The sequence below is a fragment of the Noviherbaspirillum sp. genome (assembly GCF_035254685.1).
Lineage (GTDB): Bacteria > Pseudomonadota > Gammaproteobacteria > Burkholderiales > Burkholderiaceae_D > Noviherbaspirillum.
Genome location: NZ_DATFAI010000041.1, coordinates 139,649 through 166,016 on the forward strand (window position 1 = coordinate 139,649; position 26,368 = coordinate 166,016).

General features: G+C 62.9%; 28 protein-coding genes. 14 read left to right on the forward strand and 14 right to left on the reverse strand.

The window, feature by feature from the left end; genetic code table 11:
* Positions 1-4: 4 nt before the first annotated feature.
* From siaB to VJ698_RS18260, 4 genes are all read right to left on the reverse strand, one after another.
* On the reverse strand, positions 5-547 hold the full coding sequence (gene siaB / locus VJ698_RS18245) for a biofilm regulation protein kinase SiaB (RefSeq protein WP_324104221.1): 543 nt from the start codon (positions 545-547) through the stop codon (positions 5-7).
* A 15-nt stretch (positions 548-562) separates the two neighbouring features.
* Positions 563-2,554 (reverse strand): biofilm regulation protein phosphatase SiaA, encoded by a 1,992-nt coding sequence (gene siaA / locus VJ698_RS18250; protein WP_324104222.1) that lies wholly within the window; start codon positions 2,552-2,554, stop codon positions 563-565.
* 232 nt (positions 2,555-2,786) lie between these two features.
* Positions 2,787-3,113 (reverse strand): AzlD domain-containing protein, encoded by a 327-nt coding sequence (locus tag VJ698_RS18255; RefSeq protein ID WP_324104223.1) that lies wholly within the window; start codon positions 3,111-3,113, stop codon positions 2,787-2,789.
* The gene (locus tag VJ698_RS18260) at positions 3,110-3,826 is read right to left on the reverse strand and encodes an AzlC family ABC transporter permease (RefSeq protein ID WP_324104224.1); all 717 of its coding nucleotides are present in this window, start codon (positions 3,824-3,826) and stop codon (positions 3,110-3,112) included. Before VJ698_RS18260 ends, VJ698_RS18255 begins: the two co-directional genes overlap by 4 nt.
* A 218-nt stretch (positions 3,827-4,044) precedes the next feature.
* Between VJ698_RS18260 and VJ698_RS18265 the strand changes: the two genes are divergently transcribed.
* Positions 4,045-4,941: a DMT family transporter gene (locus VJ698_RS18265; protein WP_324104225.1), complete on the forward strand. Its 897-nt coding sequence runs from the start codon at positions 4,045-4,047 to the stop codon at positions 4,939-4,941.
* A gap of 154 nt (positions 4,942-5,095) precedes the next feature.
* The gene (locus tag VJ698_RS18270; RefSeq protein ID WP_324104226.1) at positions 5,096-5,308 is read left to right on the forward strand and encodes a hypothetical protein; all 213 of its coding nucleotides are present in this window, start codon (positions 5,096-5,098) and stop codon (positions 5,306-5,308) included.
* Positions 5,309-5,502: 194 nt separating this feature from the next.
* Here the strand turns inward: VJ698_RS18270 and VJ698_RS18275 are convergent, their stop codons facing one another.
* A complete protein-coding gene (locus tag VJ698_RS18275) occupies positions 5,503-6,261 on the reverse strand; it encodes a YoaK family protein (RefSeq protein WP_324104227.1) in 759 nt (252 codons plus the stop codon).
* A 162-nt stretch (positions 6,262-6,423) separates the two neighbouring features.
* On the opposite strand from VJ698_RS18275, the gene VJ698_RS18280 reads away from it, so the two are divergent.
* Positions 6,424-6,744, forward strand: coding sequence for a hypothetical protein (locus tag VJ698_RS18280; RefSeq protein WP_324104228.1), 321 nt, complete (start codon positions 6,424-6,426; stop codon positions 6,742-6,744).
* A 72-nt stretch (positions 6,745-6,816) separates the two neighbouring features.
* On the opposite strand, the gene VJ698_RS18285 is transcribed toward VJ698_RS18280, so the two are convergent.
* The 3 genes from VJ698_RS18285 to VJ698_RS18295 all read right to left on the reverse strand — a co-directional run bounded on the left by VJ698_RS18285 (position 6,817) and on the right by VJ698_RS18295 (position 9,173).
* A complete protein-coding gene (locus VJ698_RS18285) occupies positions 6,817-7,410 on the reverse strand; it encodes a hypothetical protein (protein WP_324104229.1) in 594 nt (197 codons plus the stop codon).
* A gap of 104 nt (positions 7,411-7,514) precedes the next feature.
* Positions 7,515-7,751 (reverse strand): hypothetical protein, encoded by a 237-nt coding sequence (locus VJ698_RS18290; protein ID WP_324104230.1) that lies wholly within the window; start codon positions 7,749-7,751, stop codon positions 7,515-7,517.
* Between the two features lie 135 nt (positions 7,752-7,886).
* A complete protein-coding gene (locus VJ698_RS18295; RefSeq protein ID WP_324104231.1) occupies positions 7,887-9,173 on the reverse strand; it encodes a dienelactone hydrolase family protein in 1,287 nt (428 codons plus the stop codon).
* A gap of 388 nt (positions 9,174-9,561) precedes the next feature.
* On the opposite strand from VJ698_RS18295, the gene VJ698_RS18300 reads away from it, so the two are divergent.
* On the forward strand, positions 9,562-9,813 hold the full coding sequence (locus VJ698_RS18300) for a DUF6139 family protein (protein WP_324104232.1): 252 nt from the start codon (positions 9,562-9,564) through the stop codon (positions 9,811-9,813).
* Between the two features lie 150 nt (positions 9,814-9,963).
* On the opposite strand, the gene VJ698_RS18305 is transcribed toward VJ698_RS18300, so the two are convergent.
* Complete coding sequence (locus VJ698_RS18305) at positions 9,964-10,782, reverse strand: DUF429 domain-containing protein (protein ID WP_414691189.1); 819 nt, start codon at positions 10,780-10,782, stop codon at positions 9,964-9,966.
* Between the two features lie 133 nt (positions 10,783-10,915).
* Between VJ698_RS18305 and VJ698_RS18310 the strand changes: the two genes are divergently transcribed.
* Both VJ698_RS18310 and VJ698_RS18315 read left to right on the forward strand, forming a co-directional pair.
* Positions 10,916-12,346, forward strand: coding sequence for a phospholipase D-like domain-containing protein (locus VJ698_RS18310; protein WP_324104234.1), 1,431 nt, complete (start codon positions 10,916-10,918; stop codon positions 12,344-12,346).
* 241 nt (positions 12,347-12,587) lie between these two features.
* Entirely contained in the window at positions 12,588-14,018 is a 1,431-nt protein-coding gene (locus VJ698_RS18315; protein ID WP_324104235.1) for a sugar dehydrogenase, read from the forward strand.
* 89 nt (positions 14,019-14,107) lie between these two features.
* On the opposite strand, the gene VJ698_RS18320 is transcribed toward VJ698_RS18315, so the two are convergent.
* Positions 14,108-14,782, reverse strand: coding sequence for a CHRD domain-containing protein (locus VJ698_RS18320; RefSeq protein ID WP_324104236.1), 675 nt, complete (start codon positions 14,780-14,782; stop codon positions 14,108-14,110).
* Positions 14,783-14,841: 59 nt separating this feature from the next.
* Positions 14,842-15,225 carry a 4-carboxymuconolactone decarboxylase gene (pcaC, locus tag VJ698_RS18325; protein ID WP_324104237.1) on the reverse strand — a complete coding sequence of 128 codons (384 nt, stop codon included), beginning with the start codon at positions 15,223-15,225 and terminating at the stop codon, positions 14,842-14,844.
* 133 nt (positions 15,226-15,358) lie between these two features.
* Here pcaC and VJ698_RS18330 point away from each other — a divergent pair, with 133 nt between their 5' ends.
* From VJ698_RS18330 to VJ698_RS18350, 5 genes are read left to right on the forward strand one after another with little or no spacing between them, the layout of a single operon-like run.
* Positions 15,359-16,186 carry an alpha/beta hydrolase gene (locus VJ698_RS18330; protein WP_324104238.1) on the forward strand — a complete coding sequence of 276 codons (828 nt, stop codon included), beginning with the start codon at positions 15,359-15,361 and terminating at the stop codon, positions 16,184-16,186.
* Between the two features lie 19 nt (positions 16,187-16,205).
* A complete protein-coding gene (locus tag VJ698_RS18335) occupies positions 16,206-16,448 on the forward strand; it encodes an acyl carrier protein (RefSeq protein ID WP_324104239.1) in 243 nt (80 codons plus the stop codon).
* Complete coding sequence (locus VJ698_RS18340) at positions 16,445-17,671, forward strand: beta-ketoacyl-[acyl-carrier-protein] synthase family protein (RefSeq protein ID WP_324104240.1); 1,227 nt, start codon at positions 16,445-16,447, stop codon at positions 17,669-17,671. The genes VJ698_RS18335 and VJ698_RS18340 overlap by 4 nt, the downstream gene beginning before the upstream one ends.
* A gap of 3 nt (positions 17,672-17,674) precedes the next feature.
* Positions 17,675-18,349 (forward strand): response regulator, encoded by a 675-nt coding sequence (locus VJ698_RS18345; protein WP_324104241.1) that lies wholly within the window; start codon positions 17,675-17,677, stop codon positions 18,347-18,349.
* Positions 18,330-19,709 (forward strand): sensor histidine kinase, encoded by a 1,380-nt coding sequence (locus tag VJ698_RS18350; RefSeq protein WP_324104242.1) that lies wholly within the window; start codon positions 18,330-18,332, stop codon positions 19,707-19,709. The genes VJ698_RS18345 and VJ698_RS18350 overlap by 20 nt, the downstream gene beginning before the upstream one ends.
* A gap of 17 nt (positions 19,710-19,726) precedes the next feature.
* Here the strand turns inward: VJ698_RS18350 and VJ698_RS18355 are convergent, their stop codons facing one another.
* The 3 genes from VJ698_RS18355 to VJ698_RS18365 all read right to left on the reverse strand — a co-directional run bounded on the left by VJ698_RS18355 (position 19,727) and on the right by VJ698_RS18365 (position 23,019).
* Positions 19,727-20,932: an MFS transporter gene (locus tag VJ698_RS18355; RefSeq protein WP_324104243.1), complete on the reverse strand. Its 1,206-nt coding sequence runs from the start codon at positions 20,930-20,932 to the stop codon at positions 19,727-19,729.
* Positions 20,933-21,344: 412 nt separating this feature from the next.
* The gene (locus tag VJ698_RS18360; protein ID WP_324104244.1) at positions 21,345-22,355 is read right to left on the reverse strand and encodes a DUF2804 domain-containing protein; all 1,011 of its coding nucleotides are present in this window, start codon (positions 22,353-22,355) and stop codon (positions 21,345-21,347) included.
* A 16-nt stretch (positions 22,356-22,371) separates the two neighbouring features.
* Entirely contained in the window at positions 22,372-23,019 is a 648-nt protein-coding gene (locus tag VJ698_RS18365; protein ID WP_324104245.1) for a TetR/AcrR family transcriptional regulator, read from the reverse strand.
* 141 nt (positions 23,020-23,160) lie between these two features.
* On the opposite strand from VJ698_RS18365, the gene VJ698_RS18370 reads away from it, so the two are divergent.
* From VJ698_RS18370 to VJ698_RS18380, 3 genes are read left to right on the forward strand one after another with little or no spacing between them, the layout of a single operon-like run.
* Complete coding sequence (locus VJ698_RS18370; RefSeq protein ID WP_324104246.1) at positions 23,161-24,345, forward strand: lipid-transfer protein; 1,185 nt, start codon at positions 23,161-23,163, stop codon at positions 24,343-24,345.
* A gap of 34 nt (positions 24,346-24,379) precedes the next feature.
* The gene (locus tag VJ698_RS18375; protein ID WP_324104247.1) at positions 24,380-25,522 is read left to right on the forward strand and encodes an acyl-CoA dehydrogenase family protein; all 1,143 of its coding nucleotides are present in this window, start codon (positions 24,380-24,382) and stop codon (positions 25,520-25,522) included.
* Between the two features lie 12 nt (positions 25,523-25,534).
* Positions 25,535-26,320, forward strand: a complete 786-nt coding sequence (locus VJ698_RS18380) for a metallophosphoesterase (protein WP_324104248.1) — start codon at positions 25,535-25,537, stop codon at positions 26,318-26,320.
* The last annotated feature ends 48 nt before the right edge of the window (positions 26,321-26,368 follow it).

Sequence of the window (26,368 nt, forward strand, 5' to 3'; positions counted from 1 at the left end):
TCCGTTACATCACGACGCGCATGCTGAAGAATGCGCGTCCATCATCCAGTGTGCGCAGCGAACAGGCAAGCGGCTCAGCCGCCTTGCGCGCGAGGTCGATCAGCCCCAGGCCGGCGCCGGTCGTGGAACCTTCGTCGCGCGGCTGGCGCAACTGCTCCTTGTATCTTGCCTTGAGCTGCACCTTGTCCATCGCGGCCAGCGCCTTGACGCGCGCCTGTAGTTCCGGGCCGTCGCCCGCATCAACGATATTTCCCGCCGAGACCACGTAGCGCCCCTCGGCGTCGCGCGCAATGATCACCGTAGCGGATGCCTTGGCATCATCCCAGCCCTTGCGCGCGGCGTAATGCCGGATATTCTGCGTCAGTTCAATGTAGGCGCCGAACACGTCCATCGCGGACGAAGCCGTGGCGTTTTCGCGCTGCATGTAATTGCGCAGCGCGTTGCCGATCTCCTCGATCAGACTCCTGGTCAGCGGACCATTGAAGCAGAGCATGATGCGCTGCTGGTTGTAGGTCTGCTGCAGTGAAAAGAGATCGATTGAATGCATGCCTTCTCCCTCAGGTCAGGTGAAACGGAAACACACTATCGTGATGTCGTCGCGCTGCGGATGCGCGCCCCGGTATGCCGCCAGCGTGGATTCGAATGCGCCGCTCTGCTCCGCCAGCGGCCGGTTCGCATGCTGGCGCAGCATGTCGGTGAAGCGCGCATTGCCGAAGCCGAAGCCCTTGCTGCCGCCGGCCTGGTCGAGAAAACCGTCGGTCGTCAGGTAGAAGGTGCGTGACGGCAGCAGCTCGGCCGTCATGTTGACATACTCTCCCTGCTGGCGCTCGCCCAGCGAGCGGCGCGTGCCCTTGATGCTGTCGACCTCGCTGCCGTCGCTCCAGTACAGCGCGATGCGCGCGCCGGCGAAAGTGATGCGCCGACTTGCGAAATCGATCCATGCCACGCCGGCATCCATCATGGTGGCAATGTGCTTGTGGCCGCCGTCGAGCTGCAGCATCGCGCGCATCGCCCGATCGGTGCGGTGCAGGATCGCGGCGGGATCAGCCACGCCGGCTTCATTGATCGCTTGGTCCATGGCCGCGCGCGCGAGCATGGTCATGAAGGCGCCCGGGACACCATGGCCGGCACAGTCGACGATGCCGAGCAGGCAGCCGTCGCCCGCTTCGCGGTAGACATAGAAATCGCCGCCGACCACATCGCGCGGCCGCCACAGCACGAAATGGTTGTTGCCCAGCGCGCGGCCAAGCTGGCGGTCCGGCAGGATGGCGCGCTGGATCAGGCTGGCGTAGGAAATCGAATCGCTGATCTTCTTGTTGGCCGCCGTCATCTCGCTGTTGGCGACCATCAGCTCGCGCGTGCGTTCGCGCACCGTTTCTTCCAGCTCCTCGGTGTGGCGGCGCACCTTCTGCGCCATCGCGCCGAAGCTCTCGGTCAGTTCGCCGATTTCATCGGCACGGCCTTCCGGCAGGGCGACCGCGTAATTGCCCGCCGCGATCTGCTGCGCCGACTGCTTGAGTTTCAGCAGTGGCGCAATCAACAGGCGGTTGACGGCGTACACGAAGCCGGCCATCGCCAGTGCGAAGAGCACCACCCCGGCTGCCGCGATCCATTTCATCAGGCCGGGATCGATCAGCTGCGCGGCATCGAGGTCGACCGCGGTCAGCACGTGCCATTTCAGTTCGGGGATGTAGGAATCGGCCAGCAGCTGGCGCTTGCCGTTCAGTGTGGCGTAAAACAGGTGCGCGCTGCCGGGCTGGGTGACTGCGGAGGCGAGCGCGGCGCGCGCGATGGCGGCATCGTTCTTTCCTTGCACGATGCCGAACAGGGATTGCTCCACGCCGGCATTCTTCCCGGCGGTGTTGAACGCGATGCGCTTGCCGTCGGGATGCGCCTGGATCGCGCCGTCGGGATTGACCACCATCGGCGTCACGCCCGGCTCGGTGGTATGAATGAACTCGCGCAGGAAAGTGGTCAGGTCGAGGCCGGTGCCGGCCATGCCGACCCGCTTCCCGCCGTCCTGCACGATCACGTTGATCCAGACCTTGAGCAGGTTCAGCCGCACATCCGGGTCGACATTGATGTTGAACGTGGCATCGGCTTTCATGGAATTGAAGAACCAGGCATCGTTGGCATCCGCGGGATTCAGCGTGTAGCGCGCTTCGGCGCTGAAGGGCGACCGGGTGTCGTTGAAGTAGTAGTGCCTGCTGCCGGCGGCGACAATGAAATAGGAGTGGTCGGTGAAGTCGGCGCGGAAGTCCTCCGCTTCGCGCAATGCCAGCGCTTTCTTAGCAGGGTCGGCGTCATCGGCCAGCCACTGGCGGATGAGCTGGGAGGCAGCGAGCCGCCTGGCCAGCGCCAGTTCGCGCGTCACGGGAGCGAGGATGCGCTCGCGATTGAGCAAAGTGAAGTTGCGGGTGAAGGCCGTGCCGAGATGGGCGCGTATGGTGTCGATCGCCTGCCAGCCGATTGCGCCGGCGATCAGCAGGACCAGGACGGACGTGATAAATAGTGCGAGAACAGACTTGCCGCGCAGGCCCAGCGATCGACCCATGTAATCTCCAGCATGATGAATGGCCAGGCCCGACGCATGATGAGCCTCTGCTTGAGCCTCGTATCAGCCTGCCACGGCGTATTGTGATGGCAAAATATTTCCTTTGATTATTGTCAGGCCCGCAGCAACAGCCAGTCAACCCGGGAAACGTATCAAGGGCGATACATTGTTATCAATTCAATAATCATATGCCTGCTCATGCACCTATTCATGTGCCGGTTCATGTGCCGATTTACGTCCCTATGACGCCGAGCTGCCAGCCGAAGAACACGGCCAGCGCGACCGTGATCGTCAGCAGCTGGCGCCGCGTGGCGGCGCATACCAGCATGGCCGCGAGCGCGCCGATCAGTTGCGGATTGCGCCAGTTGAGTTCGAGCCCTTCGCCGTGCGGCGCGAGCACCATTGGCACAATGATGGCGGTCAGCACGGTGACCGGCACGAAGCCGAGCGCCTGTTGCAGGAGGGGCGGAAACACCACGCGTCCGCCCAGCACGAAGATGGCGGCCTTGATGAATATCGTCACCGCCGCCATACCAAGGATCATGAGGGTGAAGTTCATGCCGCCTCCACCTGCCTGGCCTGCCAGCGCGACAGGGCCACGCCGATGGTGACGCCGACCAGCACGGCAGACATCAATCCGAGCTTGTACGGCAGGTCCTTGAGCAGGTAGGCGAACAGGCCCGCGCCGAGTGCCGCGCCGAGATGCGGCAGGCGGCTGAGCTGCGGCACGACGATGGCAATGAAGGTCGCGACCATGGCGAAGTCGAGGCCGAGCGATTGCAGTTGCGGGAACACCGCGCCGAACAGCAGGCCGACCAGCGTCCACGCCTGCCAGTTGGCGTACATCGACAGACCGGAGCCGAGGAAGTACCAGTGCCCGATCCGCGGGTCGGTGCGCTTGCTGTAGTAGCCGTTCATCACCGCGAAGGTTTCGTCCGTCAGCAGGAAGCCGAGCGTCCAGCGCCAGCGCGCGGGAAGATGGGCTACGTGCGGCAGCAGCGTCGCGGCATACAGCATGTGGCGCAGGTTGACGATGAGGGTCGTCAGCCAGATCACCAGCATGCCGGCATGGCCGGCGACAAGACCGACCGCGATGAACTGGCTGGAACCGGCGAATACGCTGAGCGACATCAGCTGGCCCTGCCACGCGGCGAGCGGAGTAGTGGCGACGAGCGTGCCGAAGATCATGCCGAAGGGCGCAGCGCCGACCAGCATCGGCAGCGTGTCGCGCGCACCGGCAGCGAAGCTTGAAAGACGTGAGGCTTGCATCATGAAGTGAGTGTCGAATGGATTCAGGCCGCCAGTTTACGCGACCTGGTTTGCTTGCGCATGGCGATGCATCCGTGCGGCCGGTTGTTAGTTATTCTCACAGGGCATGTCAATAAATGTCATTAGCCTTTCATCATGCACCCGCATAAAATGGTGGATTCTAAAAGCGGCCCTGTTCACAACAGCAGTCCTGCGCGGGCCTGCAAAATCCTTTCCGCACCATGTCCACTTCCAACCTTCTGAGACTCTTCCTGCTCGGTGCCATCTGGGGCACGAGCTTCATGCTGATGCGCATCGCCGCGCCGGTGATCGGCCCGATGCTGACCACGCTCGGGCGCGTGCTGCTCGGCGGCAGCGCGCTGTATTTCGTCGCCCGCTCGCGCGGCATCGACTTCGCCTGGCGGCGCAACGCCCGCACTTATCTCGTTATCGGGCTGTTCAATACCGCGATCCCGTTCGCGCTGTTCGCCTGGTCCGCGCTGTATATCCCTTCGTCCTACATGGCCACCATGAATTCGCTGGCGCCGATCTTCACCGGCGTGTTCGGCTTCCTGCTGCTGGCCGAGCGCCTGACGCCGACGCGGATTGCGGCCTGCGTGCTCGGCCTGCTCGGTGTGGCGGTGCTGGTCGGTGTCGGGCCGACGGCCGTCAACCTCAACACGGTGCTGGGGGTACTGGCCGGGATGGGCGCCGCGGTCTGCTACGGCTACGCCGCCACCTATACCCGCATGAAGGCATCCGACCTGCCCTCGCTGGCAACGGCCACGGGCAGCCAGCTGACGGCCGGCCTCGCGCTGCTGCCCTTCGCCCTGCCCGCCGTGCCGCATGCTGCAACGACGGTAACGGGAACGGTGCTGGTGGCCGTTGCGGTGCTCGGCATCTTCTGCACCGGGCTGGCCTATGCGATTTTCTTCCACCTGATCGCCACCGAAGGATCGAGCAAGGCCATCACCGTGACCTTTCTGGTGCCGGCCACCGCATCGATCTGGGCCTGGCTGCTGCTTGGCGAACCGATCACGCCGGGCACCGTCATCGGCATCGCCGTCGTCCTGTGCGCAACTGCGCTGGCACTCGGCCTGGTCGACAAGTGGAAGGCCGCCATCGTCAGCAAGGCATGATGCTTTGGCAAGCTTTCCGCAACGCCCGTGTAAATCCTGTAAGAATGTGTGAAATAGGCGGGTTTAACCTGCCTGATCGGCTTTGACATCACCCCTGATGTCTCCTATAAAGGGACAACAATTACAAGAAGCAGAAGTGCAAAGGGGAGGACGAATGTTGAAGTTCAATTTCTCGGTGAAGAACCGGAGCGGCCAGCGGGTGGACAACATCATCATCGGCGGACGCGACCGGCCTGATGCCGAGCGCAAGCTTTTTCAGATGTACCGCCATTGCACGATAGTGGAATGCGCGACGCGGAGACCGGATGAAAAGACCTGGCATCCGGCGCCGGTTGAAGAAGAAATCCTGACGATCGCCTGCAAATAGCCCTGCCATATGCAGGGGTTCAATCCGCGGGGATTCAATCCGCGGGGATTCAATCCGCAGTGGTTCAATCCGGGCTCCGCCCGGCAGCTTCGCAGACCGCTTCCTTGTACATCTCGTTCCCGCCCTGCGCGTGACTGCGCAGGCCTGCGGCCGCCTCCTTGTCTGGCCGCTTGTTCGCCCCGCTATTTGTCCCGTTATTCGTCCGGTTTGAACACGGGCGCGGAAGACATGATCACCAGGCCGATCGCCAGCGGGATGGTGGTGGAAAAGCCGATGTGCTTGAAGCCCAGCGCGCCGACCACGCCGCCGCTGAAGAAGGAGATCACGAGCATCAGGTGCACGCGCAACTTGGTGCGGTTGGCCAGCACGTAGAATTCCCTGGCATCGCTGTCATGCCGGTTCCAGTAGAACAGCTTGCCGAGCTCGATGCCGATGTCGGTGACCAGCCCGGTCACGTGCGTGGTGCGGATCTCGGCATTGGAGATTTTCGTGACCAGCGCATTCTGCAGGCCCATCACGTAGCACAGCAGCACGGCCGTCAGCGACAGGTTGATGAACTCATGCATCTGCAGGTTCGCCCCCATCAGGCCGAACACCAGCAGCAGCGTGGCTTCGAGCAGCAGCGGCGGCATGTAGATGTTGCGGTCGGTGTTGCGCTTTGAATAATTCACCATCAAGGCCGTGGAGGCCGCACCGGAGATGAAGGAGAGGATGGACAGGAATGCTGTGCCGGCGACCTCGAAATTACCGAGCACCGTAAAGTCAGCGGCGGTCGACAGCATTCCGGACATGTGGGAGGTGTACTGGCCGATAGCGAGGAAGCCGCCGGCATTGAGTGCGCCGGCAACGAAGGCGAGCGAAACGCCGAGGTGCAGATTGGCGCGTGCGGAACGTTCGGGAGCGGTAAGAGAAGCGAGATAGTTGATCGGCATGGAGTGAAATACTGCAAACATGACTGCGGCCGCGCATTGAATGCTGCACGGCAAAACGTATAGCGTATCACTCTCCGCCGACTTTGGCCGCCCCAATTGCGGCGCAGCATGTTTTTCGGGGTGTTTTTACTGGAAGACCATTTTTCTCTCGCCAGGACGCAGGGAACGCCAAGAAAGGCGAGGATGGCGAAAGATGCAATCGCTCGCATCGTCGATCGACAAGTAGCCCCTTGTTTCCTTGGCGTGCTTGGCGTCCTGGCGAGAGAAGAGCCGACCTCTTTGCACCCGCACATTCCGCTGGCAAGCCGGGAAAAAGGGAGTGGAGACCGCAATGCCATCGCATCGTCTCCACTCCAAGCCTCAGGAGACACTGAGGAAGGTGAGTATTTCGTCAGGGTTCGTGCCGCAGGCAGGGCACATGCCGCTTCGGCCCGCCGATCGACGGGCACGATGACTATGCAGGGAATGTATCAGGCATTGCGCCAGAGAAAATCCGGAAAGTGAAGCGGTCTGTCTAAGAAGATTTCGCGAAACGGCCGTGCGGAAGGCGACAAAGAACGCTGCCTGCGCCTGCGCTCATGGGTTTTGCGGTTTCTGCGGTGATGAGGGCAGTATTGAGGGCGACGATGGAGGCGGTGATGAAGGTGGCGATGAAGCCGCCGCGTCATTGCGGTGTTCGATCATAGTGAAGGCAGAGGAACAGGCGGCAGTGAGCTGCTGCGCGAAGACCGGCGCGAACAAGGTCCGGCTTTTCGATTTCGTCAACCGGGCTCGCTCGGGCAGCAGGTAATCGCCCGGCGGCTCGTCCAGGCGCCGCCACTGCAGGCCGCCTTCGACCTTCCGGATCTCCGCACGCAAGCGCACAGGAGTAGGTGCACGGCTGCTGATCGTCGTCACGCTTGCAGTGCCATTCACGATCTCGCCCATGATCGAGGGCGCCGCTCCCTCGTCGATACTGGCAGCGCCGGCGGTCGCGAAGAAATGGGCGCCGCACAGCTTGTCGTCCTTCTGGTGCAGCTCCAGCACGAAATTCGAACACTTGCCGGATTCGCGCTTCACGTCGTGCGGACAGAGCCAGGCGACCCACGCGCCGCTGAAATCCGCCTCGCTGGCGAACGCAAGCACGCAGGGAAACAGCAGGACGAGCGCAAGCAGGGAGGAAATTCGCATGGTGGTCAGCGGCCGTTACAGGAAAATGTGCGTTACCCGCAACATTTACCAGAGTTCCCCACCCGTCCCTTGAGAGGACGCAAACCTGCTTGCAGCGCCGAGGCTTACCTGGCCTTGGGCCTCATCCAGCGCGCCACACCGATGATGAGGATGATGCCCAGCAGATCCGCGAGCGCGGATTCCCGGGTGACTTCAAATCCGGCCAGCCCCTTCAGGCCGGTGACGATCATCCAGGCGCTCAGTGCGGAAAGCGCGACGCCGGTCAGCGGACCGGAGTAATTCCTCGTGAACAGGGCGAGGAAACCGGATTTCTTGCGGGAGGGATCGGATTGCTTGTCCATCGAATGCTCCTTGATTGCTACGGCAGGATCCTGCGAAGCAATCCATCAGGCTTGCGGAAGAAAATGCTTGTTGAAAAATGTGCACGACGAGACGGCATGAACACCCGCGGCAGGGGCGCTCATGCCGGCCGGCTGTCAGGGCCCAGTAACGGCGGCGGTGCTGGCCTGGGCCGGCGCGGAGGCGGTCTGCACCGGCGCCACTGCGGGAGCGGGTTCGGGAGTGGAAACGGGCGCAGCCGTGGCCATGACCGGCTGCTGGCCGTCGGCCCACACCACGTGATTGTCGACCGCATACAGCTTGCAAGGCACGCTGCTGTGCTGCTGGCAATCCTCGAGCGCCTGTTCCACCGGATCGTCCCCATCCTCGGCCCAGCTCCATGCGCCGCTCGCCGATACAGCGAAGGCACGCGGCAGGGACTTGCCGAGGAAGGCGCGGTACTGTTCGCGCGCGCTGCCCTTCAGATAGGGAATCGCTTTCACGTCATCGATGGCAGCGTACTCATGCTCCGGCACCTTGACCTCGTCATCCAGTGCAACCACCTGGTCGGTCGGCATGCCGACTTCCTTCAGGAATTTTTCCGTTTCCGGCCACCAGATCCTGATGCCGTCGCGGCTGGCGCTCATGCCGTGCGCGTCCTTCTTGAACGGGCCGTAGGCGACCAGGGTCGCGTGCCCGCCAGCATGGTTGTAGGCGCTGTACAGGCGCGCCGCCAGTTCCGGGCCGAAGTGATGGTCGTTTTCGCCATAGAACCAAATGCTCGGCAGCGTTGTCTTCGCGCCGTAGTCGGCGAAAGCCTGCACCAGCGATTGCTGCCAATGGCAGTCACCGCCGTGCATCTTCAGGCCGCCCGCAAAATTGATCAGGCCGCGCACGCCGGGGAACTGGCGCGTGCCGAATGCCAGCGCGGTGAGGCCGCCATAGGACTGGCCGGCAATGATGATGTGATCACGATCGACCCAGCTCTGGGTGCGCAGGTATTCCACCACGCCCTGCAGGTCGTCTGCCTGCGTCTGGCCGTGTGCGGTCATGTCGCAGCCGGGGTCGACATAGTCGCCGGTCGACTTCGAGAATCCCTTGCGCATCGGCACGATGACTGCATAGCCTCGCTTGACGAATTCACGGCTCAGGGAAACGAAACGGTCGCGATGCTGGTTGCGCGGGCTGCCGAGGGCCTTGCCGTGGTTCATGATGACCAGCGGGAACGGTCCGATGCCTGGCGGCTTGAAAATCGTGGTTTCGAGATCCACTGCTTCACCGGCCGAGATGACAGGAAGCATGACAACCTGCTCGCGCAGCGTCGAATCGAGCACCACGGCTTCGGCGGCAGTCGGGCCTGCGAACAGGCTGGAAGTGAAAATGAGAATGCCCAGAACAGCGGACAGGGTCCAGGTCTTCTTCGCGTGGGGTTTCTGTATTGACATGAATCCGATACCCATCGAATGACAAACACACCGGCCCGCTGCGCGAACCGCCGGGGCGCTGCTTCAGTCTCCTTGATGCAGCGCAAGTGTTGCCCATTCTAAATACCGGTTTTCCCCGATTCAATACACGTTTATGCAACTCAGAAACATTTTTTTACGAATATGTTGTCAGAGCAAAACGCTTTCCCGCATTCCCTTGCAGGAAGGTCATCAATTGCTGGTGGCGCAGTGCATTTCATGCACTACACTTTGTAAGCAGGACGCATTTCTCCAATGGCAAACATCGCCATTGCACGAAATGGATTTCGGAAAGGCGCAACCTTTGTGATGACGAGGAGTCAATAGCTCACACCCAACAGTTCACACCCGTTTTTATAAGGATGGCACCATGAAAGTTGATGTGTACAAACGCCCTGAGCAGGGAGGCAGGTTTTCGTATCTGGCCGTGCCGGAAGGAAGGCCGATTCCTGAAGAAGCAACCAACATCGATTGGGAGACTGCAGAACACAATATCGACCTCGACCAGAACACCGAACCGGTGCACGGCCTGTCAGCGGATGATGCGCTCGCGCAGATCGACGCCAAGGGTTATGCCATATCCAGCATCAGCAACAAGGTCCGGATAGGTCCGAATATCTGAAGAGATTTCACACACGCGCGGCCATTCATTGGCGCCGTGCCAATTCCCGTTGCGGGAAAGGAAGCGTGATAAAACGGGGGATGCACAACATGCATCCCCCGTTGTTTTAGTGCTTGTTTCAGTGCTTGTGTCAGTGATTGTTTCAGCCACTTATTCCAGCCCCTCATGCGCCGCGCCCGCCGTCCATCCCTCAATCGGATCGATCTGCAAGGGCAGTCCGTAATTCGGCCGGCGCGCTGCCCACGCTGCAGCAACAGCGCATAACACCGCATCGAGCCGGTCCGCCGTGCCGTCATCCATCAGCTCGCGCCGCAAGCGCGTGCTCACCTGCAGGACGACACCGAGCGGATGCGTGCCCTCTTCCAGCGCCTTGATGATTTCCTGTCGCGCCGCGCGCCGCTGCGGCGTCTGCTTTGCGCGCTCGTCGCTCTTGTAGGAAGCGCGCGTGACTGCGCGCGCCACCAGCCCCGGATAGCCTTCCAGCGCAATACGATGCGGATCGCCCGCTTGCAACCCGAACACCGTCACACCAGCCTGCAACAGCCGGCGCGTGCCCTCATGGAACATGTAGGCGACCGGCGGATTGACCCACTTCATTGAAGGGCTGGAACCTGCCGGGCCGTCGGTGACGCGATGCGCGAACTTGTTGCCAACGGGACGCGCATCGCAGAAGGCCTTGAAGGTGGCGCGCAACTCCGCACGCGGAATGGATGCGCAATGCGAGACAAGTTCCGCCCAGGTCTGCGGCCACTGAAGATGCTCGACCAGTTCGCGCGACAGTCCGAACGGAAAATCGAATGCGCCGACCCACGGACCGGGTTGCGCCAGCCATGCCTCGTAGGATGTCCAGTCGTCGTGCGCGGCGATCCTGTCAATACGCAGCACATCGCCCTGGCTCTCGCCATGCGCGACGGTGATGGGTTTTGCACGCCGCGGTGCGGAGGTGAAATCGACGCCGATGATGTTCATGGCGGCAAGTGTAACGTGCAATGCATCGTGCCGATGCCGTGATTTTTTGCTATGCATCCAAGGATTGCAGGAATTTTTCCGCGGTTCACCGATCGGAATAAATTATCAGGAACAACGGAAAGCGAATGCCGCAATGGACGGTTTGCCCCAACACCGGAGACGCCTGGGCTGGCTGCGCGGCACATGGATCAGCACGCTGTTGCTGGTCGCGCTGCTGGTATCGTGCGCGAGCCTTCCCGACGTGCGCTACCTGCGCGAGCGCGAACTGGTGCCGCAGGATGCCCGCATCGTCAGCGTGCGCGGCGAATTGCCCGAGGCAAAGACGCATGCGCTGTTGGAACACATGGCGAGCCGTGTCGGCGAGACCGATATCCTCGCGCGCCATGTGGCAGCGGAGGAAGCGATCAGCGGCAGGCCGCTGGTCGCCGGCAACAAGGTCACCTTGCTGGCGGATGGTCCGGTCACCATGCGCGCGATGATGGAAGCCATCCGCGGCGCGCACCATCACGTCAACCTGGAAACCTACATCTTCGAGGACGATGAAGTCGGGCGCGCGCTGGCCGACCTGTTGATCCGGAAAAGAGCGGAAGGCATGGCCGTCAACCTGATCTACGACAGCGTGGGTGCGCTCGGCACCCCGCGCGAATTCTTCGACCGGCTGCGCGAAGCAGGCATCCGCGTACTCGAATACAACCCGGTCAATCCGGCCAATGCCAGGGGCGACTGGGAAATCAACCAGCGCGACCATCGCAAGTTGCTGGTTGTCGACGGCCGCATTGCCTTCACCGGCGGCGTGAACATCAGCAAGGTGTACGGCAAGAGCGCGCTCCTCAAGAGCAGGAGCAACGAGCCGCCGCCCAAGGACGCCAAGGAGAATGCATGGCGCGACACGCACATGCAGATCGAAGGGCCGGTGGTCGCCGACTTCCAGCGCCAGTTCCTCGATACCTGGCGGCGCGAGACCGGCGAGTCGCTGCCCGATGCAGACTTCTTTCCGCCCCTGAAAGCGGAAGGCAAAGCGCTGGTGCGGGCCATCGCCAGCACGCCCGACAAGGCCGACTACGCGATCTACAAGACCTACATCTCGGCCTTCACAAATGCCGACAAGACCATCCATGTCACCACCGCCTACTTCGTGCCGGACCGCCAGGTGGTGCAGGCCATGGCGGACGCAGCGCGGCGCGGCGTCGATGTGCGCGTCATCTTTCCCAGCCTGAGTGACGTGGGCCTGATCCTGTACGCGGGCCGGTCCTATTATGCGGAACTGCTCGATGCCGGCATCCACGTCTACGAGCGCAAGGCCTACGTGCTGCACGCAAAGACCGCAGTGATCGACGGCGTGTGGTCCACCATTGGCTCCACCAATCTCGACATGCGCAGCTTCCTGCACAACGACGAACTCAACGCGGTGGTACTGGATGTCGATTTCGCGCGCCGCATGGAAGACCTGTTCGCGCGCGACCTGCAGGATTCAACAGAAATCACGCGCGAGCAATGGCGCAGTCGCGGCATCAAGGAGCGTGTGCTCGAGTGGGCAGCACGCGCGTTGCAGTATTGGCTGTGATGCAGCAGTGATCACGCAGCATCGCGCCGCAATTTATCGATTCATCCAATCGACAGCCCACCCCATATCACGTTCCAATCTCACGCCCTCATCTCCCGTCAGAAAAAAGATGATGCGCGCCATTGATTTTTATAAATCCTGGCAGCGCAGAATCTTGTGTTTTCTCAAGGTTGAACCAAATTGACAGTTTCGCATCACACTGGCCATTGCGATCAGACCTTGTAAAAGAATGAAATCATCGATGATGGCAGCATGGCGCCGTGACAGGCAGCGCATGCTGGTGCTGCTGCTTTGCCTGTCGCTTACGCTTGGTGTGGCCGTGACGGCGTGCGGTGGCGGCGGTGGAGCAATGGCCAGTGACGCGAGTGCCGGCAATGCAAGCGCAGCACCCGCACCGGCCGCCGCAACGCCTGCACCGCAGCCGCAGCTTGCCGCCGCAAGCACGGTACGCACGCTCGAGGTGCCGGAGGCGTTGGCCGACACGCCCTTCAACCAGGAACACAGCCTGAGCGTTCCGCCCGGTTTTGGCATCCGCTTGTGGTCACGCGTGCAGAACGCGCGCTTCATGGCGCTCGCACCCAACGGCGATGTCCTGGTATCGAATCCGGGCGCAGGCAAGATCACGCTGCTGCGCGAACGCCCGGGCGACGTGCCCAAGGCATTCGACTTCGTAACCGGCTTGCACAATCCGCAGGACATGGTGTTCCATCGTATCGGCGACGTCATGTACCTGTATGTCGCGGAATCCAATCGCATCAGCCGCTCGATCTACCATGATGGCGACACGACCTCCGGCGAGCGCGAAGCCGTGGTGGACAACCTGCCCGACGATTCCACACCGGAGCTGCAAGGCAGTTATGGCCACCAGCTGAAAAACATCGCGCTATCGCCCGACCACAAGCTGTACGTCTCGATCGCATCGGCCTGCAATGCCTGCGCCGAGGACACCGTGAGCAATCCGGTGCGCGGCGCGATTTACCAGTACAGCGCCGACGGCAAGGACGGACGCCTGTTTGCGCGCGGCCTGCGCAACGCCGAAGGACTCGATTTCATTCCCGGCACGAACACGCTCTGGGCGGCAGTCAATAACAGCGACCAGGTGCGCTTTCCGCTGGATGTGGATTTCGACGGCGACGGCGTGAGCGATCTCGGCAAGCTGCTGCCTGCCTATGTCGACAACAATCCTCCGGAGCCTTTCACCGTGGTGCGCGACGGCGCCAATTATGGCTGGCCATTCTGCAACGCGGTGCCCAACGCGAGCATGTCGAACCTTGACCTGCTGCCCGACTTCACACTCAACAGGAACAGTGAAAACCTCGACTGCGCAAAGGTCGACCGCGCCTCCAAGGGTATACAGGCGCATTCCGCACCGCTCGGGTTCAGCTTCCTGCAGGCCAGCAATGTACCGGCGCCGTATAACAAGGGCGCGGCGATCGCGCTGCACGGCTGCTGGAATTGCACCAGCCTGCGCGCCGGCTACAAGGTCGTCTTCTTCCCCTTCGACGATGCCGGCAACGCCGGCGCCGAAATCGACCTGGTGAGGGGCTTCGTCACCGATCCGGATGCGCGCGAAGTATGGGGAAGGCCGGTAGACGTCATCCCGGACGGCAAGGGCGGTCTGCTGATTTCGGATGACTTGGCAGGAGCGATTTATCAGTTGTATCCGAAATAATTCTTGTCCACGGAATACACGGAAAACACGGAATTTTTCCGTGTCTTTCGTGGGGCACGCCTAGTGTTTTCCGTGGACAAAAGCTTTTCCTAAAATCCGAGGGTAAACCCAAACCCCCATCCCCAGCCGTGCCAGTCCCTGAGATCGTCTGCGTGCTCGACCAGCCACATCTGCTGGTCGAGTTGCGGCGAGAGGAAGCGCGCGGCCTGCAGGCGGTTCCATTCGTCGTCGGTCGGCCATTGCTCGATGATCTGGGCGCGGAGCTCGCCGTTCGGAAAAGCCGTGCTGGAGACGTTGAAGTAATCGGCGCCGTTGCGCAGCGCGCGCAATTGCGTATTGCTGATCATCGCGCCGCCGGTCCACACCGGGCTGCCTGACACCCGCGCCAGCGGCAAGAGCACCGGACCATTGACGCTAACCGCGCCTGCCTGCATGGCTGCGGCGGTGTCCGCAATGCCGGTCGTGACGATGCTCGCGGTCATCGTCAGGGTGTCGAGGTCAACCGTGATGAGTCCGGTGCCTATTGCCGTGCTGGCATTGGGCGGCACTTCCTCGGCGCCGCTGAGCGTGACGGCGAATACCCGTACGCCCGGACCCGGGCCGCCGCCACAAGCAGTGACAAGAATGGCAGTGACAAGAATGGCCAGCATCCTGACGAGGAATGCAGTCACGCGCTCGGCTTCCATGAAGGATTCTCCCTCGGGCAATGCGGCCTGGCAGCGCCCCGCATTACCGTGGGGCAGCGCATCACGGGCGCATTGCATGATAAAAAGGTGTTCCTATTCATCATAGGGCGCATGCCGCATGTGCGCCAATGAAATGGCTAGCGAGATAAATCTGCGACAACTTCCTGTGCCACGCGGAAAGCATCCACTGCCAGGGGCGCGCCGCAATATACCGCTGCATGCAGCAGCACTTCGCGGATCTCCTCCGGCGTCGCGCCATTGTTGAGAGCGCCGCGTACATGTCCCTTGAGCTCATGCGCGCGGCCCAGGGCTGTCAGCATCGATACTGTGACCAGGCTGCGCGTCTTCAGGTCCAGTCCGTCGCGGCACCATACCGTGCCCCACGCATTGCGCGTGATGAATTCCTGCAAGGGTATGGTGAACTCGTCCGCATTGGCAAATGCCTTGCTGACGAACTCCTCGCCCATCACCTGCTTGCGCACCTGCAAGCCGTTCTCGAACTGCTGGTCTTTCTGGTCCATGGCGTACTCCGGATGAATGGAAAAACGGGGATTATAAACACGCGATCCTTTCCAATTTGCAATGTATGTCCTGTCAGGCAATTGAAAGGCAGCCCCGCATAAGATGGGTTTCCCGATCACGAAGACTGGCCCCATGAAAGATCTGTTCCTGGAAGGACGCGGCAGCCCGGTGCTGCTGTTGCACGGACTGCGCGGCAATCCGATGGAGCTGCAGCTGCTCGCGCAACGGCTGCATGCTGCCGGGCATACCGTGAGCGTGCCGTTCCTGCCGGGCTATGGTCACAGCGAACATGACCGCACGCCGCTGGCGCGCAGCGAGCGCTGGACGGAACTGGCGAAAGAACGCCTGGACGGACTGGTGCGCAGCCACGGCCCGGTTGCCGCCGGCGGCATCTGCATCGGCGCGAACCTCGCGCTGCGGCTGGCGCAGCTGTCGGGCGAATCCGTCTCCGCCCTGCTGCTCATTTCCACCACGCTCTTCTATGACGGATGGAACCTGCCTTCGTACCGCTGGCTGCTGCCCATCGCCGGATGCACGCCGCTGCGGCACTGCTATTCGCTGCGCGAGAAGGATCCCTACGGCGTGAAGAACGTACGCATCCGCGAATGGATTGCGCGCCAGATGGAAAACACTGGCAACTCCGCTGCAGGCGCACGCGACCTGCCGCTGACAGCGATCCACGAAGCCTACCGCTTGATGCGCGTCGTCAAGAAAGGCCTGCGCGAGATCAGCCAGCCCGCGCTCATCCTGCATGCGGCCGAAGACGAAATCGCGAGCCTGCGCTCGCCCACGCTGCTTGCCGGCCGACTTGGCTCGGCGATCATACGCAAGACCATTTTCAGCAACAGCTACCACATGCTCACCCTCGACAATGACCGCGATGCCGTTGCGCGCGCCAGCGTTGGCTTCCTGCGCGAACTGGCGGAGGGAGCACCCCACCTGGCAAGACGTCTTGCCTGAACTGAAAGAAAGGTCACACATGGACACACGACAAATGCTGGCAGAACTCGCTGTCAAGGAATTCAACTGCGACCCGGCCAAGATCACGCCCGACGCCACCATCGCCGACCTCGGTATCGATTCGATCGGCGTGCTGGAATTCATCTTCCGCGTGGAGGAAGTTTTCGGCATCCAGGTCGACAATGCACAGGCCGAGAACCTGAAGAGCCTGGCCGACATCGCCAGCCTCGTCGATCAGCTTCGCACGCCGGCGGTGCAATGAACGGGCCGGAGCGTGTCGTCATCACCGGGATCGGCGCGGTGTCAGCGCTCGGTGCCGGCATCGAACCGCTGTTTGCCGGCGCACTTGCGGGCGAATCCGGAATCCGCCCCTGGCCCGGGCCGGACAGCCGCTGGGTGGCCGCCACCATCCCCGAGGAGATGGCTTCACGCTCGATGCCGGGGCTGCCGACCAATGTCGACCGGCATGTCGGCTTTGCCACGCTCGCCGTGCGCGAAGCCTTGGCAAATGCGCAGCTGGGCGAGCTGTCTGCCGTGCAGAGCGAACGCTTCGGGGTCTACTGGGGCACGGGCGTCGGCAGCGCCGCGACCACCGAGAACAGCTACGCCCGCCTGCATGCGGGTCAGCGCATCGGTCCGATGACCGTGCTGCTCGCCATGCAGAATGCGGCGCTGGCGCAGATCGCGCTGGAGTTCGGCCTGCGCGGGCCGCAACTCTCCGTCTCGCAGGCGTGCGCATCGGCCGCGACCGCCATCGGCGAAGCCATGCTGGCGCTGCGCTGGGGTCGCGCCGACCGGATCATTGTCGGCGGCTCGGAAGCGCCCGTCGTGCCGGGCCAGATGCAGGCATGGGACGCCTTGCGCGTGCTGGCCCGCCGCGATGAGAATGCGCCGGAGAAAAGCTGCCGTCCCTTCGATCGCAAGCGCACCGGCCTGGCGCTTGGCGAAGGCGCCGCGGCCTTCGTGCTGGAACGGGAGAGCGTGGCACTGGCGCGCGGTGCGCATATCCACGCAGAACTGTGCGGCTACGGCAATGCCGGTGACGCCAGCCATTACGCGCGGCCGGATGCGGACGGCCAGCGGCGCGCCATGGCGCTTGCCGTGCGGGACGGCGAAGTGGCGCTGGCGGAGATCGGCTACATCAATGCCCATGCCACGGCGACAACCGTCGGCGACCAGATCGAGGCCGCCGCCATCCGCGAGTTCTTTTCCGGTAGCGGCGCGGCGCCTGCGGTATCATCCACCAAGGGCGTGCACGGGCACACGCTGGGCGCGGCCGGCGCGCTGGAGCTGGCGATCACCGTGCTGGCGCTGGAGCGCGGCACGCTGCCGCCTACCGCCCATCTCGACGAACCGGGCGTGGACGGCATCGAACTCCTTCACGGTCAGGCAAAACACATGGACATCGACGTGGCACTCTCCAATACCTTTGCCTTCGGCGGCAGCAACGTATCGCTCGCGATCAGGCGCCATCGCGCCGCGTGAACCATGCGCATCCTGCTGATCGAGGACGATGTCATGGTGGCCTCCGGCATCCGCGAGGCGCTGGAGAAATCGGGCAATGCCGTGGACCACAGCCTCTCGGCCGAACCGGTCGAGCATGCGATGGAGCTCACGCAGTACGACCTTGCCATCGTTGACATCGGCCTGCCCGGCATGAGCGGCCATGATTTCATCCACAAGATCCGCGCGCGGGGCATCAGCGTGCCGGTGCTCATCCTGACCGCACGCGACGGCGTCGACGACCGCGTGCGCGGGCTCGACCTCGGCGCGGACGATTACATGGTCAAGCCCTTCCACCTGTCCGAACTGCAGGCACGCGTGCGCGCGCTGATCCGCCGCAGCCGCTCGGTCGCATCCTCCGAGCTGAGCGTCGGCCCGCTGAGCCTCGACCTTGCCCGCCGCACCGCGACGGTAAAGAACGCACCGCTCGAACTGACCGGCCGCGAATGGGACATCCTGCAGCAGCTGATGCTCGCCAGCCCGAACGTCGTCACCAAGCAGAAGCTGGTGGAGAGCCTGAGCGAATGGGACAACGAGCTGACCATGAACGCCATCGAAATCTACATCTCCCGCCTGCGCACCAAGCTGCGCAACAGCGGGGTGGAAGTGCGCACCTTGCGCGGAATCGGTTACCGCGTCGATGAAGTTGCCCCCACCTGAACCCGCGCGCCAGACACTGCGCCGGCGCCTGCTCGTTTTCCTGCTGCTGCCGCTGGCCGCATTGCTCGTGCTCGGCCTGCCCTTCGACTACCGGCTCGCAAACAGCCCCGCGCAGGAAGCCTACGATTATGCGTTGTCGGAAAGCGCCTATGAGCTCGCGATGCGCGTCGTCGTGCGTGACGGCATGCTGCGCGTCGATCTTCCGCCTGACGTCGAGTCGCTCATGCGGGCCGATCGCACCGACCAGGAATTCCTCGCAGTCTACGGCCCGCAGGGCCGCCTGCTCGCCGGCGATGCAGACCTCACCCCGGACATGCGGCTGCCCGCCAGCGGCCTGCGCATCTCCGACGCGACGCTGCGCGGCACCCGTATCCGCAAAGCGACGTACAGGAAGGCGACCGGCCTCGGGGACGTTACCGTCGTGTTTGCCGAGACATTGAGAAAGCGCGAGCGCGCCGGGTCGCGGATACTGGCAGCGATGGTTCTGCCCAATGTGCTGCTCGTGATGGCAACCCTTGTGCTGGTCTACTTCGGCGTGCGCCGGGGCCTGGCGCCGCTGGACCGTCTCGGCCAGGAAATCGCCGGCCGGCCCGCGCATGACACCAGTCCGATACCCAAGCGCGATACGCCGGGCGAAGCGGAACCGCTCATCAATGCGATGAACGGACTCATCGCGGACCTGCGTGCCGCCGCCGCCGGGCAGCAGGTATTCCTCGCCAACGCCGCGCACCAGTTGAAGACGCCGCTGTCCGGCCTGCAGACGCAGCTTGAACTCGCGCTGGAGGAATTGCCCGAGGAGCATCACAGCCGCGTGGTGCGCCTCCATGACGCCACCGTACGGCTCGGCCACCTGACGCATCAGCTGCTGGCCCTGGCGCGCTCGGGGCCCGAGGCAAACATCGGCAACGAGCGCCGCAGGATCGACCTTGCAGACCTGCTACGCGCCAGTGCCTCGTCATGGTTCGATGCCGCGCTGGCCAAAGGCATCGACCTCGGGTTCGAACCGGAGCCGGCACTGGTCGAAGGTTCGGAGTGGCTGTTGCGCGAACTGCTTGCCAACCTGATCAACAACGCCATCCAGTACACGCCGCGCGGCGGCACGGTAACCGCGCGCAGCGGCATCGGCGAAGACGGACGGCCGTTCGTGGAGGTGGAAGACAACGGGCCGGGCATTCCGACCTACGCACATGAGCGAATCTTCGAGCGCTTCTACCGGCTCGCCGATGGCTCACCCACCGGCACCGGCCTCGGGCTGGCGATCGTCAAGGAAGTGGCCGACCGGCATGACGCAACGATCAGCCTGCAAAGCTCGCCCGAGAAGGGCGGGACCTGCATCAGGGTCAGTTTCGTGCCGGCGTAGGCCGACCCTGCGCACCCCTACTCCATCGCCATCGCATTGCCGGCACGCTCGGACCGGACCGCCGCCAGGAAAAAGACCAGCGACAGCACAGACACTGCGAACAGAATGCCGAGCAGCCACGCGGGAGAGGAATTGAACTCGATGAACGCCGCGGCAGCGATCGGCCCGGCGGACTTGGCGAGCAGGGACGGTCCGGCCAGCGCGCCGGAAATCGCGCCGTAGTTTTCCCGGCCGAACAGAACCTGCGGCACCGTGCCGCGCACGATCGTGAGCACGCCGTTGCTCGCGCCATAGAGGATGCAAAAGGCGGCGACCGCCACCTCGTGCTGGCCGAGGAACAGCAGCGCCAGCAAGCCGGCCGGCATGCTGGCGAAGGTCAGCTTGCCTATCATCTGCGGGCGGATGTTCCGCGCCAGGGTCATTTCAACGATGCGGCCGGCGACTTGCATCGGCCCGATCAGCGTCGATACCAGCACAGCCATGCCGGCGCTGTGGCCGAAGCGCTGCAGCAGGGGAATCAGATGCACCGACAGCGAAGAAAAGATGAACATGTTGGCGGAGAACGCGAAGGCCAGCTTCCAGAAGGTCGGATCGCGCAAGGCTTCGTGCAGGGTGTAATCGCGTGCCACCTTGACTGCGGCGGGAACGGCGCGGCGCGGACCGGCATGCAGCAACGCGTGCAGCGGCGCGCACAGCAACAGGTGGATCAGGCCATAGACCAGGAAGGTGTCGCGCCAGCCGAGCATGCCGTTGAGCTTGAGCGTAAGCGGCCAGAACACCGTACTGGCCAGCCCGCCGAACAGCGTCAGTACGGATATGCCCTTGCGCGGGCTGTGCAGAAATTCGCGGTTGATGGTCGCGAACGCGGCTTCGTACAGGACCATCGCCATCGCGAATCCGATCACTGTCCACGATACGAGGTAGAGCGCGAAGGAGTGCGAGAGCGCAAGACCGATCATGCCTGCGCCCGCCAGCAGCGAGCCGATGCCCATCACCCAGCGGCCGCCGTAGCGGTCGATCAGCATGCCGGCCGGCGTCGCGGCCAGGCCCGATACCAGCAGGCTCCATGAGTAGGCGCCGAACACGAGTTCCGTGCGCCAGCCGAGCTCGCGCTGGATATCGTGCGCAACGATGGCGAAGGCGTAAAACAGCGAGCCCCATGACACGATCTGTGTGATGGCCAGGAGGCGGATGATTTTCCAGGGATCTTTGCGGTCGGGCATGCGTGCGGCTTGTGAATGAGGCCATGTAACTATTGCGTCAAACGCTGCGCTGCAGACCTCCTTTGCAGCTGTAGGGTTGGCGACAAGTCAAGACATGCGAGCGCAGCATGACCGGCGCACTGCAAGGCTCCTTCCCCCTCTGAGGGGGAAGGCTGGGATGGGGGTGGGAAGATCGATTTTTCGTTTGCGGCGATTCAACCTCACTACCCCCATCCTGACCTTCCCCCTCAAAGGGGGAAGGAACCGTACGATACGCTCCTCATACGCCGGCGCGCACATCAGCCGACTTGTGAGAAACCTCAGCCCTTGCGCGGAAAAGGAAACGTTAAGTGCTTGCTCATGGCGCCGTCGTATCAGGTGGCCGGAATGACGCGGATATCTGCTCAGTGTACCCGCAGCCGCACACGGCTGGCTACCATCTGGAAAAATGATCCTCCGTTACGCCGGCCAGCCGTTCGACCACGCGTGGTGGGGCGTCGGGCGCGGGCTTGACCCAGCCGCTGAAGGTGCCGACGGGCTGGATGTAGCGTGATGCTGCAATTAACAGGCGCTTGTTCTCGCGGCGCGCGCCTTCGGGCGTGAAGTGCAGGTCCAGCAGGCCATCGTCAGTATGGATGTGCCAGGGCGCGAGCGGATTCGCCGGATCGTACTCGAAGCGCGCCTGCGCGAGCGGAATCAGCTGTCCGTCCAGCCAGAGTGCGTTCTCGCGGTCCTCGAAATAGCCGTCCTGCAGGTTGAAGCCGAGTTTCAGGCTGTGCGCGGATGCCCAGCGCCAGGCGGTGCGGCGCGCCAGCAGTCCGTTCGAATAGTCGGTGCTGGCGACGCCGCCGCGCAGGTCGTAGGTGCGGCCGCCGGCCTGCACCTTGCCGCTCAGCGGCATACCGGGCGACTTCTGCGTCGCATGCACCGAACCGCCGCAGATCGGCCCGACTGCCAGCAGCACCGGAGCGGTACCTGAAGCATCGAACTCGGCATCGATCCGGAAATTGCCACAATGCAGAAGCACCTGCCGGCGTTGCGCACCGAGGGGCTGGATCGCGATCCGGTTGCCGAGCCAGTGGAAGGCGCTGCCCTGCCCGGGTTGCTGCGCCACCTGTGCGCCCAGCCCCGGCAATCCGTTCTGCGAGTAAGCCGCCACTTCCTTGCCGAGCCGCCGGTCGAAAGCATAGGCGAACGCGGTATTGCTCCAGCCAAGATCGACGATAGCCATGCCGCAGAACAGTACGTCGGTGGTGAGCGCGACATAGTGCCAGCGCTTGTGATGGGTGCGGCGCCAGAATGCGCTGCGCGCATAGGGTGCATCGAGACGCGCCCAGTCAATGGTTTCGGTGGCGCCCGTGAAACGGCCGAAGCGCGGTACGCCGTCAGGGCCTGGCACCTGGCGCGGCGCGGTGGGAAGTGGTTGCGAAGGCGATGCGGTCATGTTCAGTCCGTTCTCGTCAGGGTTGCGTCGCCAGACGCAGGACCGCTTCGCGTGCGGCCTTTTCCAGGCCTTCGAGCTCGGGGCGTTTCGGGCGGTTGCGCACCCGGAACAGCATCAGCCCCTCGACCTGCGCCACGATCAGCGCCGCGCGGATGACGTAATCCTCATCCGCAATGCGCGGTGACATGCCCTGGATCAGCCGGAAGATCGCCTTCCGCTCGCGCGCCTGCATCTTTTCCATCAGGGCAGATGCAAAGGTATTGCGTGTCGCCAATGCCCAGAACTCGAAGAACATGCCGCGCGTGACCGGGTTGCCGAGTTCCTCGAGGAACATGTCGATCGTCGCCACGAACTGCTCGACGCGCGACTTGCCGGCCATGGAAGCGACGATATTGTCGATCTTCTCCTGGAACTGGTTCATCGAGTCGAGCAGCAAGGCTTCGATCAGCGTGTCCTTGCTGCCGAAGTAATGCTGCACGTTGCTCAGGCTCACGCCGACATGCGCCGCCACGCGCCGCATCGACAATCCGCCATAGCCCTCGGCTGCGAAGATTTCCCGTGCGGCCTGCAGGATATCGCGCGCCCGCTCGTAGCCCTTTTCGGTGGTGTTCGAGGTTTTCCCCTTGAGCGAGGTCTTGAGTGCAGGCAGCATGTTCAGTGGCATTGCAAGGTCAATTGATCGATCGCAAAATTATCCCACGTCCGTTGACGAATAGTACACTTGACCTATAATGCTTTTTCCTACTCGGTCAATCGACCTAATAAGTAGCACAAGGACAATTTTTCCAATTTGACGGAGCACAACATGAGCCGAAAAGTGTATGTCGCCGGCGTAGGCATGATCCCCTTCGCAAAACCGGGCGCGAGCGCCAGCTACGATCAGATGGGTGCTGCGGCCGGACGGCTTGCGCTGCAGGACGCGGGCATCGCCTATGCGGAGGTGCAGCAGGCGTATGCCGGCTATGTGTACGGCGACTCCACCGCCGGCCAGAAGGCGCTCTACCAGCTCGGCATGACGGGCATTCCCATCGTCAACGTGAACAACAACTGCTCCACCGGCTCGACGGCACTCTTCCTCGCACGCCAAGCGGTGGCCAGCGGCGCGGTCGACTGCGTGCTTGCGCTCGGCTTCGAGCAGATGAGCCCTGGCGCGCTCGGCTCCGTGTTCCAGGACCGCCCCACGCCCTTCGATGCCTTCGACGCCGTCACGGACAAGCTGGTCGGCATGCCCGAGATCCCGCTGGCGCTGCGCTACTTCGGCGGCGCGGGCCTCGCCCATATGAAGAAGTACGGCACGAAGCTCGAGACCTTTGCGAAGATCCGCGCGAAAGCCAGCCGGCATGCCGAAAACAATCCGCTCGCGCTGTTCAGGAAGGTGGTCTCTACCGACGACGTGATGAACGCCCCGATGATCTGGCCCGGCGTGATGACGCGGCTGATGGCCTGCCCGCCGACCTGCGGCGGCGCTGCGGCGGTGCTGGTATCGGAAGAGTTCGCCAGAAGGCACGGCCTCAACACCTCGGTGCACATCGCCGCGCAGGCCATGACCACCGATCGTCCGGGTACCTTCGAATCCGGCGACATGATGCAGCTCGTCGGCTACGACATGGCGAAGGAAGCGGCAAGCAAGGTCTACGAAGAAGCCGGCATCGGCCCGGACGCGCTGGATGTCGTCGAACTGCACGACTGCTTCGCGCAGAATGAACTGATCACCTATGAAGCGCTCGGTCTGTGCCCGGAAGGCAGCGCCGAACAGTTCGTCGATGCAGGCGACAACACCTACGGCGGCAAGGTCGTCACCAACCCCTCAGGCGGCCTGCTGTCGAAAGGCCATCCGCTCGGCGCTACCGGCCTCGCGCAATGCTACGAACTGACGCACCAGTTGCGCGGTACGGCGGAAGCGCGCCAGGTCACCCGCGCGCGCACGGCATTGCAGCACAACCTCGGCCTCGGCGGCGCCTGTGTCGTCACCCTGTATCAGGCATCCTGATGCCTTCCACGCATTCCACATCGAGAGGAACAACATGAATATCATCTCCCCCTGGATGACGCCGGAACTCGAAGGCTTTCGCGATGCCGTGCACCGTTTCGTCAATGCAGAGATCGTGCCGCATCAGGACGCCTGGAAAAAGCAGCAGCATGTCGACCGTGGGCTGTGGAACAAGGCGGGTGAAATGGGCATGCTGCTGGCCGACATTCCCGAAAGCTACGGCGGCTCGGGCGGCACTTTCGCGCACCAGTGCGTCGTCTTCGAGGAATTGAGCCATGCCGGCGATACCGCCTTCGGCCTGCACGTGCACGCCATCGTCGCGCACTATCTGCTGAACCAGGGTACCGAAGCGCAGAAGCAGAAATACCTGCCGAAGCTGGCCAGCGGCGAGATGGTTGCCGCCATCGCCATGACCGAGCCCGGCGCCGGCTCCGACCTGAAGGGCGTGCGCACCACCGCGCTGAAGGACGGCGATGCGTATGTGCTGAACGGCTCCAAGACCTTCATCTCCAACGGCAATCTCGCCGACCTGATCGTGGTCGTCGCGAAGACCGAACCGGAAGCGGGCGCCAAGGGCGTATCGCTGATGCTGCTGGAAACCCGCAACTGCGAAGGCTTCCGCGTCGGCCGCATCCTGGAAAAGCTCGGCCAGAAAGGACAGGACACCTGTGAACTGTTCTTCGACAACGTGCGCATGCCGCTCGACAGCGTGCTCGGCGGCGTCGAAGGCAAGGGTTTCGCGCAGCTCATGAACGAACTGCCCTACGAGCGCACCATCATCGGGGTGGCCGGCGTCGCCAGCATCGAACGCGCATTGCAGCTCACGATCGACTACACGCGCGAACGCAAGGCCTTCGGGCAACCGCTGATCGAGATGCAGAACACGCGCTTCGTGCTGGCGGAAGTCAAGACCGAAGCCACGGTCGCACGCATCTTCATCGACCGCTGCATCGTCGACATGATGGAAGGCCGCATGGACACCGTGCTCGCCTCGATGGCGAAATACTGGATCTCCGATCTGCAATGCGCGCTCATCGACAAATGCCTGCAGCTCTTCGGCGGCTACGGCTACATGCTGGAATATCCGATCGCGCAGATGTACGCCGATGCCCGTGTGCAACGCATCTACGGCGGCGCCAACGAGATCATGAAAGAAATTATTTCGCGCTCGTTGTAAGATGACGCGACCATGAAGATACAAATCGCCTCCGATCTCCATCTCGAATTTCTCACGCGCCGTTTTCCGGACTACCGGGTGGTGGAGCCGACGGATGCCGACCTGCTGGTGATCGCCGGCGATATACACAAGGGCAACCGCGCCATTGAGGCCTTCCGCAACTGGCCGATTCCCGTGCTCTACGTGCACGGCAACCACGAGGCTTATCACCACGACTATCTCGAGATGGTGAAGAGCCTGCGCGAAGGCGCAGAAGGCACCAAGGTCCGCTTCCTCGAATGCGACGAACATGTGCAGGGTGGCGTGCGTTTTCTTGGCTGCTGCCTGTGGACCGATTACCAGCTGTACAGCGGCCGGAAAGAAGAATCCATGGCCGAAGCGGAGCGCATCCTGATCGACCATGAACTGATCAAGCTGAACGGCAACTTCTTCCTACCGCGCGATGCCGAGGCGTTGCACCTCACATCGCGCGCTTGGCTAGAAAAAAAACTGCAGGAACGCTTCGACGGCACGACCATCGTCGTCACCCATCACGCCCCGCATCGCGCATCGATCCATCCGCGCTTCGCCGACAGCCCGCTGAACCCGTCCTTCATCAGCGACCTGGGGCCGTTGCTCGAACAGGCCGACATCTGGATCCACGGCCATGTGCACGACAGCTTCGATTACCGCGTTGGCAAGACACGCGTCATCGCCAACCCGCGCGGCTACACGCTGAATCGTTCGAGTGCGCAATCGCCGGAGGAACTGCAGTGGGAGAATCCGGGATTTGATCCGCGGATGGTAATTGAAGTGTAGGCGAGACGCCGCTCGTCAATAATGGACGTTGGTTGGTACTGACGAAGG

Bases quoted from the DNA above. Each gene is read 5' to 3' on its own strand.
- VJ698_RS18295 (WP_324104231.1), bottom strand. From the start codon at position 9,173: ATGTCAATACAGAAACCCCACGCGAAGAAGACCTGGACCCTGTCCGCT.
- VJ698_RS18355 (WP_324104243.1), bottom strand. From the start codon at position 20,932: ATGCCCGACCGCAAAGATCCCTGGAAAATCATCCGCCTCCTGGCCATC.
- VJ698_RS18360 (WP_324104244.1), bottom strand. From the start codon at position 22,355: ATGACCGCATCGCCTTCGCAACCACTTCCCACCGCGCCGCGCCAGGTG.
- VJ698_RS18285 (WP_324104229.1), bottom strand. From the start codon at position 7,410: ATGCGAATTTCCTCCCTGCTTGCGCTCGTCCTGCTGTTTCCCTGCGTG.
- VJ698_RS18335 (WP_324104239.1), top strand. From the start codon at position 16,206: ATGGACACACGACAAATGCTGGCAGAACTCGCTGTCAAGGAATTCAAC.
- VJ698_RS18365 (WP_324104245.1), bottom strand. From the start codon at position 23,019: ATGCCACTGAACATGCTGCCTGCACTCAAGACCTCGCTCAAGGGGAAA.
- VJ698_RS18255 (WP_324104223.1), bottom strand. From the start codon at position 3,113: ATGAACTTCACCCTCATGATCCTTGGTATGGCGGCGGTGACGATATTC.
- VJ698_RS18345 (WP_324104241.1), top strand. From the start codon at position 17,675: ATGCGCATCCTGCTGATCGAGGACGATGTCATGGTGGCCTCCGGCATC.
- siaA (WP_324104222.1), bottom strand. From the start codon at position 2,554: ATGGGTCGATCGCTGGGCCTGCGCGGCAAGTCTGTTCTCGCACTATTT.
- VJ698_RS18340 (WP_324104240.1), top strand. From the start codon at position 16,445: ATGAACGGGCCGGAGCGTGTCGTCATCACCGGGATCGGCGCGGTGTCA.
- VJ698_RS18275 (WP_324104227.1), bottom strand. From the start codon at position 6,261: ATGTTTGCAGTATTTCACTCCATGCCGATCAACTATCTCGCTTCTCTT.
- VJ698_RS18380 (WP_324104248.1), top strand. From the start codon at position 25,535: ATGAAGATACAAATCGCCTCCGATCTCCATCTCGAATTTCTCACGCGC.
- VJ698_RS18375 (WP_324104247.1), top strand. From the start codon at position 24,380: ATGAATATCATCTCCCCCTGGATGACGCCGGAACTCGAAGGCTTTCGC.
- VJ698_RS18305 (WP_414691189.1), bottom strand. From the start codon at position 10,782: ATGAACATCATCGGCGTCGATTTCACCTCCGCACCGCGGCGTGCAAAA.
- pcaC (WP_324104237.1), bottom strand. From the start codon at position 15,225: ATGGACCAGAAAGACCAGCAGTTCGAGAACGGCTTGCAGGTGCGCAAG.
- VJ698_RS18290 (WP_324104230.1), bottom strand. From the start codon at position 7,751: ATGGACAAGCAATCCGATCCCTCCCGCAAGAAATCCGGTTTCCTCGCC.
- VJ698_RS18300 (WP_324104232.1), top strand. From the start codon at position 9,562: ATGAAAGTTGATGTGTACAAACGCCCTGAGCAGGGAGGCAGGTTTTCG.
- VJ698_RS18350 (WP_324104242.1), top strand. From the start codon at position 18,330: ATGAAGTTGCCCCCACCTGAACCCGCGCGCCAGACACTGCGCCGGCGC.
- VJ698_RS18270 (WP_324104226.1), top strand. From the start codon at position 5,096: ATGTTGAAGTTCAATTTCTCGGTGAAGAACCGGAGCGGCCAGCGGGTG.
- VJ698_RS18330 (WP_324104238.1), top strand. From the start codon at position 15,359: ATGAAAGATCTGTTCCTGGAAGGACGCGGCAGCCCGGTGCTGCTGTTG.
- VJ698_RS18265 (WP_324104225.1), top strand. From the start codon at position 4,045: ATGTCCACTTCCAACCTTCTGAGACTCTTCCTGCTCGGTGCCATCTGG.
- VJ698_RS18280 (WP_324104228.1), top strand. From the start codon at position 6,424: ATGGCGAAAGATGCAATCGCTCGCATCGTCGATCGACAAGTAGCCCCT.
- VJ698_RS18315 (WP_324104235.1), top strand. From the start codon at position 12,588: ATGATGGCAGCATGGCGCCGTGACAGGCAGCGCATGCTGGTGCTGCTG.
- VJ698_RS18260 (WP_324104224.1), bottom strand. From the start codon at position 3,826: ATGATGCAAGCCTCACGTCTTTCAAGCTTCGCTGCCGGTGCGCGCGAC.
- VJ698_RS18310 (WP_324104234.1), top strand. From the start codon at position 10,916: ATGGACGGTTTGCCCCAACACCGGAGACGCCTGGGCTGGCTGCGCGGC.
- VJ698_RS18320 (WP_324104236.1), bottom strand. From the start codon at position 14,782: ATGCAATGCGCCCGTGATGCGCTGCCCCACGGTAATGCGGGGCGCTGC.
- siaB (WP_324104221.1), bottom strand. From the start codon at position 547: ATGCATTCAATCGATCTCTTTTCACTGCAGCAGACCTACAACCAGCAG.
- VJ698_RS18370 (WP_324104246.1), top strand. From the start codon at position 23,161: ATGAGCCGAAAAGTGTATGTCGCCGGCGTAGGCATGATCCCCTTCGCA.